9 protein-coding genes are annotated in these 15,285 nt (G+C 60.7%); 4 read left to right on the plus strand and 5 right to left on the minus strand.

Translation table 11 applies throughout. The features are described 5' to 3' along the window. The coding region (locus WCO56_24595; GenBank protein ID MEI7732774.1) for a hypothetical protein at positions 1-2,362 on the plus strand (2,362 nt) is incomplete at its 5' end. Beyond that, positions 2,359-3,471, plus strand: a complete 1,113-nt coding sequence (locus tag WCO56_24600) for a hypothetical protein (protein ID MEI7732775.1) — start codon at positions 2,359-2,361, stop codon at positions 3,469-3,471. The genes WCO56_24595 and WCO56_24600, both read left to right, overlap by 4 nt. A 532-nt stretch (positions 3,472-4,003) precedes the next feature. Here the strand turns inward: WCO56_24600 and WCO56_24605 are convergent. The 5 genes from WCO56_24605 to WCO56_24625 form a co-directional block, all read right to left on the minus strand. Continuing rightward, complete coding sequence (locus WCO56_24605) at positions 4,004-4,642, minus strand: DUF1080 domain-containing protein (protein MEI7732776.1); 639 nt, start codon at positions 4,640-4,642, stop codon at positions 4,004-4,006. A 55-nt stretch (positions 4,643-4,697) separates the two neighbouring features. After that, on the minus strand, positions 4,698-5,444 hold the full coding sequence (locus WCO56_24610; GenBank protein ID MEI7732777.1) for a ThuA domain-containing protein: 747 nt from the start codon (positions 5,442-5,444) through the stop codon (positions 4,698-4,700). A gap of 203 nt (positions 5,445-5,647) precedes the next feature. Beyond that, positions 5,648-6,415, minus strand: coding sequence for a TSUP family transporter (locus WCO56_24615; protein MEI7732778.1), 768 nt, complete (start codon positions 6,413-6,415; stop codon positions 5,648-5,650). 18 nt (positions 6,416-6,433) lie between these two features. Beyond that, positions 6,434-7,603, minus strand: coding sequence for an efflux RND transporter periplasmic adaptor subunit (locus WCO56_24620; GenBank protein MEI7732779.1), 1,170 nt, complete (start codon positions 7,601-7,603; stop codon positions 6,434-6,436). Next, positions 7,600-10,809 carry an efflux RND transporter permease subunit gene (locus WCO56_24625; protein ID MEI7732780.1) on the minus strand — a complete coding sequence of 1,070 codons (3,210 nt, stop codon included), beginning with the start codon at positions 10,807-10,809 and terminating at the stop codon, positions 7,600-7,602. The genes WCO56_24620 and WCO56_24625 overlap by 4 nt, the downstream gene beginning before the upstream one ends. A gap of 906 nt (positions 10,810-11,715) precedes the next feature. On the opposite strand from WCO56_24625, the gene WCO56_24630 reads away from it, so the two are divergent. Beyond that, on the plus strand, positions 11,716-12,726 hold the full coding sequence (locus WCO56_24630; GenBank protein MEI7732781.1) for an NAD-dependent epimerase/dehydratase family protein: 1,011 nt from the start codon (positions 11,716-11,718) through the stop codon (positions 12,724-12,726). 208 nt (positions 12,727-12,934) lie between these two features. Beyond that, positions 12,935-15,285: M6 family metalloprotease domain-containing protein (locus WCO56_24635; GenBank protein ID MEI7732782.1), on the plus strand; the 2,351-nt coding region annotated here is incomplete at its 3' end.

Genomic DNA, 15,285 nt, shown 5'->3' on the forward strand with positions numbered 1-15,285 from the left:
ACCAAGAGTTTCTCAAACCAATTCAAAAGTTTCCCAAATCACGGGCGGGTTTACCCCGGATAACTTCCGCTTTTATCTCACGCATAATCCCGGCGCGGCGATGATTGAAGCGGATGGGCAGGAGGTGGCGCGGGCCGAGGGCCTGGATCAGCGGTTCGTGAGCGAGGCCGGCGAGGTGCGCCTCACGTTTGCGCCGCGCCGCGCCAAGGTGATCCGCGTGCGGTTGCCGTGGGTGGCCAAACCGATTCCCCTGCCCGGCGGCGAGCGCAAGCGCGAAACGCCCTGGCTGGCCGAGGTGCGCATCCTGGGCGCCACCGGGGCCCTGCCCCCCAGCCAGACCGGCACGCTGACGGTGATGCTGCGCGATGCGCTGAGCGATGAAGTGAAGCTGATCGCCCGGGAGAGCCTCACCGCCGAACCGGGCGTCATGCAACGGCTGCCCTTCCCGCTGACGATCCCCGCCAGTGGCGGCACGCGCTTTTACCGGATCGAGGCGTCCTTCGTTGGGCAGGAAGCGTCCACCCCGTTCCTGGCCATCGCGCCGACTCATCCGCTCACGCCGTTCAAAGACCTCAAGCCCGCCAACGCGCCCGATCTGGGGTTCATCGTGACGCGCGGTTTCCGCAACGTCCTGGATAACGGCCCCGGCACCCAGGAGGTCGGAGCTGGCTGGGGACAGCCCGACGATTTGGTCTGGGCGTACAGCCGGCAGTTGAAGCAGTTGGGCAAAAACGCCAAGACCGAGGCGGGCCGGCTTTACCTGAGCGAGAGCGATATGCGGCATTACTCGACGCCATGGCGCTCCTTCCCCAACGGCGAATACTTCTACAACCTCGCCCCGGCGCTGATCGTCAAACGCATGAAAGAGGACCGGCGCTGGAAGGATTCGCCCGTGGCGATCCTCGCGCACTCCGACCGCTGGGATACCGCGCCCGAGGTGGACGCGCTGCACGGCTGGCCGGATTTCATCGAGTTCGACGAGTTCCTGCGCGCCAGCGGCAAGCCGGGCCTGCAAGGGAAGACGCGCAAGGAACTGGTCGCCGAGATTCACAGCCAGCACGAGAACCGCTGGCAGGCGTGGCACCTGGAACGGTATGTCCACGCCGTGAAAAATCTGCGGGACGCGTTCGCCGCCGAAGGCAAGCGGGTGATCATCACCGCGCAGGGCTCGCCGCTGGTGCCCGCGAAATATGAAGCGGTGCTGGCGGAGGTCATCCGCGGCCAGAGCGACGATTCGACGTGGGGGATGGTGGAAGAAAGCGTGCCGCTGACGACCGGGCGGCAGATGGGTGTGATGGCGTTCAATCCCAGTTGGGCGATGTCCACGCTGCTGCAATGGGGCTTCGACTCGGCGGTGCTGGATAATCCGCACTGGCACAATCCCGTCAGTTGCACCGAGCCCTCGCGGCGGCATCTGTATGATCGGGCGTGGCGCGCGGTCATCGGGCGCGACGGGGCGTACCACTCCATGCACACGTACGCCTACAACGCCAATGCGGGCTTTGCCTTTACCATGACGCAGAACGACTGGCAGGAATACTGGCGCGTGCAGGAACGCCACAGCCTGATCGCGCCGGAAGCGCCGATTGGCGCGGGCGTGGTGATCAGCACGGCGCGCTTTGCCGATCCCGAGCGCGCCGCCTTCAGCGGCAGCGGCGGCTGGGGTGCGAGCGAGGCGGATGAACAGGTGCGCAGCGCGGCCCGAACGGTACGGCGGTTGCACGAGGTGGGCGTGAGCGTGCCGTTCTCGGCCAACGTCGGCACCCTGGACCAATGGACCAACGCGACCCCGCTGGTGCTGGTGGGCGTGGATCTCTTCAGCAACGAGGAAATTGCGGCGTTGCGGAAATTGAAGCAACGCGGCGTGCCGTTGGCGGCCTTCACGAGCAAGAACTGCGGCGCGTTGCCCAAGGCGCTGGGCGATCTCTTCGGCGTCAACCCGGACGGCTCACCGGCCGCGGGGACGCGCATCGGCGAACTCGCCGGCAAACCGCTCGTCGCCGCGCCACTCACGCTGTTCGCGGCCACGCCGTGCGACGAATTGAACACCACGCAAACGGCGTTCCTGGCCGAGGCGATGCGCCAACACCTTCAGCTCCCGCTGGTCTTCCCGCCGGGCACCGCCGGCTACGGCTTCACCTCGCAAGGCATGAATTATATCGTCGTGGAAGATTGGCGGGAGCAGGGACGCAACGTCACGGTTCGGCTGCGCGCCAGCGCGGGAACCGTCCACGCCGATGCGGTGGACGTCAACGACCATCGCTCCTTGATGGTGCGCCGGGACGGAACCGATTGGGTCATTGATCTCCCCCTACGCCCCGGCGACGGAACGCTGATCGCCGTACAGGAGCTTGCCCGATGAAAACCCTCTCCCCTTACGCCATGACATTCTTTACCCACGCCGTCCGCGCCGCGGCGATGATCGTGTCTATCACGCTGCTGGGCGGGTGGCCCGCCGGGTTGCGTGCGGAAACTCCGGCACGCGGGCTGAAGATCTGCGTGGCCGCGGATGCACCGGAGCCGGTGCGACGGGCGGCGGACGCCATGGTTGCCGCCGCCAAGACGCACCCCCTGCTCGCCGCCATGTGCGGTGCGGCAATGCCCACTCTCGCCGACACGAAGACCCTCGTGGCGGGCAAACCGGAGGTGCGCGCCTTGGATCACCTCGTCATCATCGGCCTGCCCGACGACCCGCTGATCCGCGCCGCCTGGCAGCGGGAGGCGCGCGCGGAAGACGGCGGGCTCTATATCTTTGGCTTCGGCCACCTGCGCGGGGACATTGGTTACATCGAGAGCGACCGTAATCCGTTTCTGCACGGTCGGTTTATTCCACGCGCCCCCTACGAGACCGAAGTCGTGACCATCACGGGCACCACGCCCGCTGGAGTTGCGCTCGCGGCTGACGCTTTCCTGAAACAGAGTCTCGTCAACGGCGTCGTGGCCGCGCCCGGATGGAAACGTCCAGCCACCACGCTGCTGGATCGCGACCCGCTGCCGCCCGGCTTCGCCGCGCCCGCCTGGCTCCCGGCGCAGATTCAGCAGGCAAGGCGCATGGGCTGGGCACAAGCGGGCGAGGATGAATATCGCGGCGTACTGGCGGACGCGGGCGTATCGCCCAAGGAAATCTGGCGCGCCAAATACCTGATGCCCGGCGCTTGGGACGGCGCGGGTGCGGATAAAGCCTACGAGCATTACCTCGGGGGGCTGCACCGTCGCGCTTATGGCAACACCGTCTGGTGCGCCCGGTTCGAGTCTGCCGCGCAAGCCACCCAAGCGGCCCCAAAAATCGCCAGCGCCGCCAAGCTCCAGAAAGCAGGCGCGGTCTGGAAAGGCACTCAGCCACCTGCCGGTTTCCAGAAAGAATCCAGCGGCCCACTGACTCTCTGGCTACACGGGGAATGGGTGATCCTGACGACGCTGTCCGAAGCTGCCGCCACTGAACTGCAAGCCAAGCTCCGTTACTTACCATGATCGTTAAGTCACCAAAATCAAGGCGACTATTCCATGGCCGGGTTGTTTGTTGTCATTCCGGCAGCCTTGGCAAGGGCGACCTGATCATCGTCAAAGCTCACAAAGAGGTTCGCAGCCAACATCCATAAATAACTTCGTCGCGGGATGAAAAAATGTGTCATGAGTCACACGCGATGCCACAATGACGCTGGTATCAGGATAGATGGTCATTGTTTCATTCGTTTCATTATTTCCGTGAGGTTCACTGGGGGCCGTTTGTCCGGAAAAATCGCCCGGGCTTCCCGTTCAAAATCTTCCAGCGTCCTTTTAGGACGCGTACCCGCCTTGATCACCGTAAAGGAGGGCTTGCCAGCGTCAGTCACTACCACCGTTTGCCCTGGGCGCATTGATTTGACCAGGGACGGCGTATGATAAAATTCCCGCGTTGTCGCAGTTTTCATGGTGTCCAGCACACCTGTCTAACATTCCAAAATCAAGCCCAATCGGCATGGTTCATTGGACACCACTCATGGTGCTCGATACGTTCAAACGCTCACAGCGGCTCCAGCGTCACGCGCTTCACTTCCAACTGCGCCCCCTCGCATTGGAGGCCGATAAACCCGGAACGAATGGACCCGCCGGTGGTCTTGTTCATCTCAGTGCCATTCACCAGGATGGTAATGGTGTCCCCGGCGCAGACCACCTGGTAGAGGTTCCATTCCCCGACCGCCTTTTCCGCATCCGGCGCTTTTCTGCCCACCTTCGGCGGCTTGACCAGTTCATTGCATTTGGCGCCGCTCCAGAAATACATATCCCCTTGCGCCTTGTGCATCCCCTGGCATTCCACGCAAAGCGGCCAGACCTTTTCCGGCAGGTTCATGTGCACCAGCACGCCGGTGTTTCCGGGCTTGGCGAATCGCCATTCCACGGTCACCTTATAATTGGCGTAGGCCTTGTCCGTGCGCAAATAACCGTTGGGTTTCCCCACGCAACCCAAGAGACCATCTTTTACCGACCAGACGGACGACACGGCCACATTGGTCTTATGATAGGCCACCCAACCGGTGAGGTCTTTGCCATTAAACAGTTCCACTTTCGCTTTGGGTACAATTGCAGTTTCAGCGGTTTGCGCGCCCACCGGCAACGCCACAGCCAACAGCAAACCAGCCAGGCAACCAACGATTCGTTTCATAGTATTTTCTTTCATTTGGGTTTGGGGTTTATCTAAAACTGATTTTACAAAGGCCTTACTCCTTCCGCGCCACCCAGCGGATGGCCTGGGCCACCAACTGCCGGTAACTCGGATGCTCATACGCAAACCGATCATGGCCCAACTGCAAATACACCACGCGCGACGCCTCATACGTGCGCGTCCAGGCCAGATGCGGCGAGTTGTTGGTATGATCGGTGGTTAGGATGACGTGCGAATCCGGCTGGATGTCGTACCCGAAGTAACTCTCATCGCGGATCGTAAAATCCTTCACCCCCCGCGTGACGGGATGCTCCGGATCGGCCACCTGCACCTTGATATCCTCGCCATGCTTGGCTTTCGAGCGGGGCTTCTCCACCCCGTTCACCACCGTCTTCTGCGCCATGTAATACCGGCCACCAAGAATCTTCTCATACTCCGGCCACGCCTGATAATCCGCCACCGCATGATGCAGAATCACCAGCCCCTTGCCGGACTTCAGCGCGTTGACAAAATCCCCCTTCGCCTCCTCCGTGATCTTCTGCCAATAATCGTAGAGCACAATGACATCAAACGCCTTGACGGCCTCCGGGCGCAAATACGGGTGCGCGTTCGGATGCGCGGCGGCGGTGAACTCGACCTCCGGATTATCCTTGAACAACTGGAAGAATTCATTCGTCTGGAACGGATGCGAGCCGGAAAGAATCAACAGGCGCAGTTTCTCCGCGCTCATCCCGCTTGGAGCCAAGGTCAGCAACACCAGCCAGACGATCAGCCCGGCTGCCCAATCTCTCTTTGAGTTCATCGTATTCACAACAGGTTTTCAACACTATGCAACCAGCCCTCCAACCAAATCAAGCCCGTACTTTGTGGAGAACGCGGGCAGCGGGCGTTGCCGGGGACATGCTCACGGGCGGGACGCCCGCACCACCTTGCCCTGCTGATTCGTTCGGAATTCGGTTTTTTCCAAGCAGCCCAAAGCGGCCCAAAATGGAACCGAACTGCGGGTCAACGCAGGAAGTCCCAAGTCATCTTCACAATCAACGCTGAAGTCACCAAAAGGAAGAGCAACCGCACGAAGCGGTTGCCTTTGAGGATTGCGAGGCGGGCACCGAGCAACCCGCCCATCAGGTTGCAGACTCCCATCAGCAGCGCCAGCGTGAAGAGGATGTGCCCGGTGGATGCGAACCACAGGATGGCAGAAAGATTGGTGGCCACATTAATGATCTTGGCGGCGGCGGAAGCTTCGAGGAAGCCAAAGCCGAAAATGCCGACCAGCGCGAAGATCAGAAAGCTGCCGGTGCCCGGCCCGAGGAAACCGTCGTAGAGACCGACAACAGCGCTCAACGCCATCCCCACCCAGAGCTGTCGCCGCTCGTCCCATTTGGGCGCATGGACGTTGCCCAGGTCTGGCTGGAGAAGCGTATAGGCAAGCACGATAACCAGAAGTACCAGCACGAGGGGTTTAAGGGAGGCCGAGGGCGTGCTGGTGGCAAGCACCGCCCCAAACAACGAGGCAAAGAACGCCGCGATTCCCGCCGGCACCACCATGCGCCAATGAATCGGCACCTGGCGGGCATATTGGATGGCCGCCACGGATGTGCCGCAGATTGAGGAAAGTTTATTGGTGCCCAGCAGCGTAGCCAGACTGCCCGCTGCGGCGGACGGCGCGACCAGCAACAGCGCTGGAAGCTGGATCAACCCGCCACCGCCGGCCACGGCATCCACCAATCCGGCCAGGAACGCAAACCCGCAGAGAATCAAAGTTTCCACCATGACGCGGGGAGCCGCCGGTTATTTCTTCCCGGCTTCCGGTGACGCTTGGGCAAGCCGCACGACGGCACCATCCGTGAGCGAATCGGAGGGATTCAGAATCACGCGGTCTTTGAGGTCCAACCCGGCGAGCACTTCAATCGTGGTGCCGAAATCGCGCCCCAACGTGATGCGTCGGAGGCTAACCTTGCTATCCGCGCCAACAATCCCGGCTTGCGGGCCGCTGGCTTGGAAGATCAACGCGTTGGACGGGATGGTCAGAACCGCGTCCGGTTTGGCATCAGTAAAGCGCACCTGCCCGAAGCCGCCAGCCATGAGTTCGCCGCGTTCATTCGGGACTTCCAGTTCGGTGAGCAGCGTGCGCGAAGCGGCGTCCATCGAACCGGCGGTGCGCACCACGCTGGCGGCAAAGCTGCGGCCCGGCAATTCCGAAACCGTGAGTTCGGCGGTTTGGTGGAGCGTGATCGCCCGCGCCAGGGATTGCGGCACGCGCACGAAAACCCGCAAGGTGCGCATCTGACTGAGGCGAAACAATTCCGTGCCGCCGCTGGCGGTCACCAGGCGGCCAACGTCAGTGAGCCGCGCAGTGATCCGACCGGCAAACGGCGCGGTGATCCGGGCAAAGCCTTTCATCTCTTCGAGTCGGCGGACATTGGCCCGCGCCGCTTCGACAGTCGCGACTTTCAAAGCGAGGTCCGCTTGTTTTTCTTCGACTTCCTGACGACTCACGCTGGCGGTCTTGAACAGCTCTTCCCAGCGCGCCGCCGTCGCCAGTGACAGCACGAGACTTGCGTCAGTCTGGTTCACCATCGCCCGGGATTGCGCCAGCTCCTGATCCAGTTCCGGCGTGTCAATTTCGGCCAGCAACTGCCCCGTCTCGACTTGGTCGCCCATGTCCACCAGCCAGCGCTTGAGATACCCGCTGGCGCGCGCATACACGGCGGTTTCCGTCAACGCCCTCAGTTCGGCGGGCAACGCCATCGCGACCGGCGCCTTACCCGGTGTGGGGGAAATAACGGTCACCGTGGGCACCGCCAGTTCGCGCTGTTGGCGGACCAATTCCTGCCGGGCTTGCAGACGCGGCAGATAACCGGCGACGCCGGCCAGCAGGATCAAAATAATGGCCACCACGGCAATCAGTCCCAAGCGGGAACCGGACGGGGCGTTGGATGGAGGGGGATTCGCGTTCATGTCGCAGAAACAATTGGAGTATTCGCCGGAGCAGCGGGTGGCAGGCCCGCCGGAAGCCGTCGGCGCAAAAGGCTGAAGACAACCGGCACAAACAGCAGCGTCGCCAGCGTCGCCACGAGCAGCCCGCCGATCACGGCACGGCCCAGCGGGGCATTCTGTTCGCCGCCCTCGCCCAGACCGAGGCTCATGGGCAACATGCCGATGATCATCGCCAGCGCGGTCATCATCACCGGACGCAGCCGCCCGGTACCGGCCTCCAGCGCGGCGGCGATGGGCTCCATGCCGCGCAGTAAATTATCCCGGGCAAAACTGACGACGAGCACGGAATTGGCGGTGGCAACGCCGAGACTCATGATGGCCCCCATGAGGGCCGGCACACTGGTCGTCGTCTGCGTGAGATACAACGCCCAGATGACCCCAGCCAACGCCCCCGGCAGCGCGCTGATAATAATAAACGGGTCCAGCCAACTCTGAAAGTTCACGACCAGCAGGAGATAAATCAACGCCGTCGCCATGAGCAGCCCGATGCCCAGGCCAATATAGCTGCGCCGCATCGTTTCAGCCTGCCCACGCAAGACGATGTACCCGCCGCGTGGAAGTTCCTTCCGGGCCTGATCGAGGAGCGGTTCGATTTCTTTGAGCACGCCCCCGAGATCCCGCCCCTCGACGCCGCCATAGATATCAATGACCGGGGCCACATTGTAATGCGAGAACACCGGGGGGCCGTTGGTGCGGTGGATCGTGGCAACGTTGGCGAGCACCTGCATGCTGCCTTCCGGCGTCAGGCTGGCGCTGATCGGCAGGCCGTTAAGCGCCGCCAACGAATCCACCGCGTGTTCCGGCGCGCGAATATTGATGGCGTACTGGATGCCACCGCGCGGATTCAGCCAGAACCCGGGTTGCGTCTGGCTGCTGCCGCTCAAGCTGAGCAAGACGGAGTTGGCGACATCCCGTTCCGTCAACCCAAGCTCGGCGGCCCGGGTGCGATCCACTTCGATACCCAATCGCGGACGGTCACCAGGCTGGTGTACCCGCACATCCACCGCCCCTGGAATTTGTCGAATCTTCTCCGCTAACCGCGCCGCGATGGCGCGGTTCTGCGCCTGGGCGCGGCCCACGACCTGCACATCGAACGGCGCGGGCAGCCCGAAATACAGCGTTTGACTCACAATGTCCGCCGGCAGGAAATAGAACATTGTCCCGGGAAACTCCCGGTTCAACCGCAACCGCAGCCGCTTGATATATTCAGGCGTCGGCGCATGGTCGGCTTTCAGGGCAATCTGGATATCCGCATCGCCCGGCCCGATAATGCCCCCGGTGTTATAGGTCAGGTTGATGCCCGACGACGGCATGCCAATGTTGTCCAACATGCCCGCCAATTCCCCCGCCGGGATTTCCTGGCGGATAACCTCCTCCACCTGATCCACCAACCGGGCCGTTTCCTCAATGCGCACACCGCTCGGCGCTCGCAGATGCAAGCGCATCTGCCCCGCATCCACCGCCGGAAAGAAATCCTCGCCCAGCAACCGTGTCAGGTACCACGACGCCACGCAAAAGAAGAGAAAGCTGGCAGCAAACGCAGCGCGCTTCTCCAGACACGCCGACAGCAGGCGGCGGTAACCGTCGCGAAACGCCGCAAACCAGGCTTCAAACCGCCGTTGAATGGCAATGAACGGACGCACCAGGATGGACGCTTTCTGCTCGTCCACATGCTCGCCGTGCAACCGGACATTCCGGTAAAACCACATGACCAGCGTGGGTACCAGCGTCCGCGAGAGCACATAACTCGCCAGCATCGCAAACACCACCGCTTTCGCCAGCGGCACGAACAGGTAGTGCGACACGCCCGTCAGGAAAAACATCGGCACGAACACGATGCAGATGCACAGCGTCGAGACAAACGCCGGCAGCGCGATCTCCGCCGCCCCGGCCAGGATGGCATCCTCCAGCGGTTGCCCGGTGGCCATGTGGCAATGAATGTTCTCGATGGCCACCGTCGCGTCATCCACCAGAATGCCCACCGCCAGCGCCAGCCCGCCCAGCGTCATCAGGTTGATCGTCTCCCCCAGCGCGCAGAGCACCGCAATGGAACTGAGCACCGAGAGCGGAATGGAGAGCGCAATGATGAACGTGCTGCGCCAGGAACCGAGAAAGAGCAGGATCATGCACGCCGTCAACGCGGCGGCGATGACACCCTCCTTGACCACATCGTTAATGGCCGCCCGCACGAACACCGATTGATCGGCAAACTCCTTCATGTCCATCTCGGGCGGCACCGTCGTGCGGATATACGGCATCGTCTTCTTCACCCCGGCGACCACCTCCAGCGTGCTGGCCACCCCGCTCTTCATCACCGTCAACAATACCCCGCGCACGCCATCCTGCCGCACAATATTCACCTGCGGCGAATAGCCATCCCGCACCTGGGCCACATCCCGCAGGTAAATCGTCGCGCCATTCACCTTCTTCACCGGCAGATTGTTCAACTCATCCAGCACCAGCGGGCTGGTGTTCACATCAATATCGTATTCCGTCGCCCCGATCTTGGCCGTGCCGGAGGGGAAAATCAGATTCTGCGCATTCACCGCGGCGACGACCTCCTGCGGCGAGAGATTCTTGGCCTTGATCGCCGTCAGGTCCAAGTCCACGCACACCAGCCGAATCTTGCCGCCGTAAGGCCACGGCACCGACGCCCCCTGCACCGTGGACAACCCGACGCGCACCTGGTTCTGCGCGAGGTCAAAAATCTCCTGCTCGCTCAACTTGCGGCTGCTGAGGCTGTATTGGAGGATTGGCACCGTGGAAGCGTTGTAGCGGATAATCAGCGGCGGCATCTGCCCGGGCGGCAACAACCGCAGCATCGTCTGCGAAATGGCGGTGATCTGCGCCACGCCGGCATCCACGCTCGCCCCCTCTTGCAGAAACACCTTGATGATCCCCACCCCGTTATACGAACTGGACTCGATGTGCTCCACGTCATTCACCGTGGTGATCAGGGAGCGCTCGTGGATATACACCATCCGCTGCTCCACCTCATGCGCGTCCAACCCGTTGTATTGCCACACGATGCTCACCACCGGGATGTCAATCGCGGGGAAAATATCCGTGGGCATCCGCCGCAACACAAACGGCGTCATCAGCAATAGCAACAGCGCCGCCACCACAAAGGTGTACGGCCGTCGCAATGCCAAGTGTACAATCCACATAATCCAGCTTCAGACGCTTTGCCCGTCGCACTTCTTCACCCTGGCCCGGTCGTATCCGCCCGCGCCAGCCGAGAATCATGCGGCAAAACCACTGGCCCTGCCAACAGTTTCTTGCGAAAAATGCCCCGTGCAAGCAGCCAACCGTGGTTTGCTTCAAATTGAACGTGGGTGCTCCTTCCTTCCACGACCATTAGCCGCTGTTGCCGTTACTCACGCGCACATCGGCGGGTGGGTAGCGAGCGGTTTTTGAGGGTTCGACCGGGCAAAACCTGCCGGACGGGGCCTTTTAGGCCAGTTTTTGACATAAATTGCAGAAAATGGACGTTTTTTCGGCTCGGGGGGAAAATCCCCCCGCCTCCGGCGAAACCCGCCCGCCTACCGGTGAACTCCGCCCCGCTCCGGGGGAAAATCCCCCCGCCACGGGCGGAACCCTCGCCGACCGGGGGGAAACCCCGTTGGTCCGGGGGAAAATCCCCCCGGTCCGGGGGGAAATCCCCCGGCCACGGGCAGAACCCTCGCCGACCCGGTGGGAACCTTCGCTGATCCGGGGGAACTTCGCCGCGACCCGGGGGAACTTCCCCCCGCTACGGGCAGAACCCGTCGCGACCTGGTGGAAACCTGCCCCCACTACGGTGATACCTCACGCCTCACAACTCCAAGCTCCGGTGCCAAAATCCTTTCAGAATTGTTGCGCCCCACCAGTCCCTCAATCCCAAAGGATTGACAGCCAATAGCCGGTCCAGTCGCGAGGGGAATGGGGCGCGACCACCGGAAACGCGGGAAAACGGGACCGCACCCCGGCTGGAGTGCCAGAGCGTGACGGCTCTGCCTCCCAGCTTCTGCATATCTACAGCCTTGACGGTTTCAGAGAGTTTACGCACCGTCTGAGCGCGAACGAATTTGGCTATGAAAATACTTTTTATCGGCGGCACCGGGAACATCTCGGCGGAATGCGCGGCGTTGCTACACGAGCGCAGACACGAAATCATGGTCGTAAGCCGGGGTAAAAGTTCTGTACCCGCCGCATACCGGGCCATCCATGCGGATCGGAAAGACCCAGCCGCCATGCGTGCCGCGCTGGCTGGCGTTCAACCGGAGGTGGTCATTAATTTCCTCGGGTACGACCTAGCGGATGTGCGGAATGATTACGAACTCTTTCGGGATACCCTGCAACAATACCTCTTCATCAGTTCCGCCACCGTGTATGCCAAGCCGCCGCAAAAGCTGCCCATCACCGAGGATGCGCCGTTGGGCAACGCGTGGTGGGAGTACGCGCAGAAGAAGGTGGAGTGCGAACAGTGGCTGCGGCAACGCCACGAGGAAACCGGTTTTCCGGTGACCATCGTGCGTCCGTCTCATACTTACTCTCGGCACTGGATACCCAACGCCATTTCCAGCTCGGGTTACTCGTTTGCCGCACGGTTGGAGCAGGGGAAGCCCGTTTTTGTGCCCGATGACGGCGAAAACCCGTGGACCTTGACCGCTGCAACCGATTTTGCCATGGGCTTGGCCGGTCTCGTGGGCCGGCCGGAAACGTTGGGGGAAGCGTTTCACATCACCAGCGATGAAGTGCTCACCTGGAACCAAATCTATGCCGAAATTGCGGCGGCGCTGGGCATTCCGGCTCCGGAAGTGATTCAGGTGCCCACCGAATTCATCTGCCAGACGGTACCGCAATTCTCCGGTAATCTGAAGGGCGACAAAGCGCATCCGGGTGTTTTTGACAACACCAAGATCAAACGGTTCGTACCCGAATTCTGCTGCCGCAAACCATTCCAGGTCGGCATTCGCGAATCGGTGGCCTGGCTGCGCGCGCATCCGGATCAGCAAAACCTGAATCCAACAGTGGATACCGTGTGCGAGAAAGTCATCACCGCATGGCGGCAAACCCAGCAACAGCAACAGCAGCAGCAATGACAGCTCAAGCTCACGAACTCCGCGTCTCTGAGAGCGGTAAACAATTCTGTTTTAGCATTGAAAACCTGCATAAAACTGATATGTTTGCCTTCAGTTATTTGCAATGAAGGCTCTGAATCGGAAAAGGGGGCACTTCGCCGAACTGGTGGGTGCCCTCTGTCGTTGGCGGCTGACAAACCATTTGTGGTTCGTCGCGGCCTTGTTAGCCATGTCTGCGTTCGATCTCCTGGCCGTGCCAGCGCATCCCAAGCCGGCCGCCGTTACCCAACCCGATGGCTCCACCATCAAGCTCATTCTGCGCGGGGATGAGTTTCAACACTGGCACGAAGACGCGGCAGGTTACACCATTCTGAAAGACGCCGCCTCGGGCTTCTGGCTATATGCAAGTCTGGACAGCAAGGGCGTACTGGCCGCGACCAGCCTGGTCGTTGGACGTGATAACCCGGCAAAAGCCGGCCTGGCCCAGCATCTCAAACCAACCAGCACGGTAAAACTCACGCCTGCGGCGAAAAAGGCGCGCCAACTCGCGCCCGCGGCAAGCCGCACAGTGATCACTCATGGTACGATGAAGAACCTGGTGATCCTGGTGCAGTTTCCAGATTTAAAAGGCAACTACACCAAAGCAGACGTTGAGGCCGCACTCAACACCCCAGGCTACGCGGTGGATGGCGCGCACGGCTCGGTGCAAGACTATTACCGGGAAGCTTCCGGCAACCAGTTGACGATTGAATCCGTGGTGACGGATTGGGTGACGCTCGACCACAGCTACAAATATTATGGCACCAATGATAGCTCGGGGAACGATCTGCGCCCCCAGGAAATGGTGCAGGACGCCATCGCCAAACTGGCCGCCACCAAATTCGACTTTACCACTGTTGACGGCGATAATGATGGTTGGGTGGATGGCCTGACTATCATCCACGCCGGGCGCGGCGAGGAACAGACCGGAAACGATCCCAATTACATCTATGCGCATGAATGGAATCTGAACACCCCCGTCACTTATGGTGGAAAAAAATTGCAGGATTACCTGGCGGTTGCTGAGCAACGCGGTTGGGACAACGATCCTTCCTCATGGGGCCTTTTCCGAATCGGCGGTTTTTGTCACGAAATGGGTCATTTCCTGGGCCTGCCGGATTTGTATGATTACACTTATACCAGCGAAGGCGTGGGAAACTTCTGTTTGATGTCGGGCGGCCTGTGGAATGGCGATAATGGCACCTATCCCTCCCACCCAAGCGCGTATTGCAAAAAGTTACTGGGCTGGGTTGTGCCCACCGTAGTGAGCAATACCGGAATTTATAACGTGCCGCAGGTGGAAAGTGTGCCGGTCATTTATCAACTCAGCGGAAACTTCGCCGCCACGGAATACTTTTTAATCGAGAACCGCCAAGGGGTGGGTTTTGATACCGGTTTGCCGGGCTCCAGCCGGGGATTATTGATCTGGCATGTGGATGAAACGATCGCGGATAATAACAACCGAAATCATTATATGGTGGGTTTGGAGGAAGCCAACGGCGCGCGGGATCTGGCGAACAGCGTGGACAGCGGCGACGACGATGATTATTTCCGGTCGGGAAACAAAACCCAGTTTACCGCCACGACCACCCCCAACAATAAAAGCTACTCCAGCGTAGTGCTTGGGCTGGATATCACGAACGTCTCGGCGACGGCTTCCAACATGACCTTCAGCCTCAAAGGACCGCCGCCCACGGAAGGATTTGTCTTCTTTCGTAATGCCACCAGTTCAAAGATCTTTGCTCCCTTGAATACGCCCGGCCTCGCCACACCTTCAACCGTTACCCTGGCCACCTATCCCAACCTTCGTCTTGCGTTGTATTACGGCGATGTCGGCATCACCAACGAGAACCAGTTGTTGGGGCGCGTGGCCGCCAACGGGCTGTTGACCTCTAATCTGGCAACCGACACCAACGGTATTATCACCATGACGGCCACCGCAGGAATTTATTCCGATGCCGGCCCAGCCACGGTCGGTTTCAAAACCCCCACCACCAACGCCGCCACGTTCCAAGTGCGCGCGTGGAATGGCGGATTTGGAGCCACTTGGGAGGCTTTCCAAAACAATCCGGATAAAACCAATGGGACTTTTTACGGTAAAACGGCGCTATTTACCTTTGCCCCGGGAGTGGGGACGCCCAAGACACTATACGCCGACGGCACCCTGCCCTACTTCCAGTTGCAATCATTGTTCGTGGACACCACACCTCCCGGAATCACGAACCAACCCGCCAGCCAGACGGTGATGCTCGGCTCCAATGTCACCTTCCAAGTGAATAGCATTGGCGTCGTTCCACTATCCTATCAGTGGTATTTCAATCCAGGTGCCTTGTTGCCTGGCGCAACCAATTCCTTCTTAACTCTGAATCGGGTGCAGGTCGCCCAAGCAGGCGATTATTACGTCGTGGTAAGTAATCGGTACGGCGCAGCCACCAGTGATCTGGCTCATCTGACGGTAATCACGACACCACCCGAAATCACGAACAAACCCGTCAGCCAAACAGTGACTGCCGGTTCAAACGTCGTATTCCAAGTCAATGC

This window comes from Verrucomicrobiota bacterium (assembly GCA_037139415.1).
Taxonomy (GTDB): domain Bacteria; phylum Verrucomicrobiota; class Verrucomicrobiia; order Limisphaerales; family Fontisphaeraceae; genus JBAXGN01.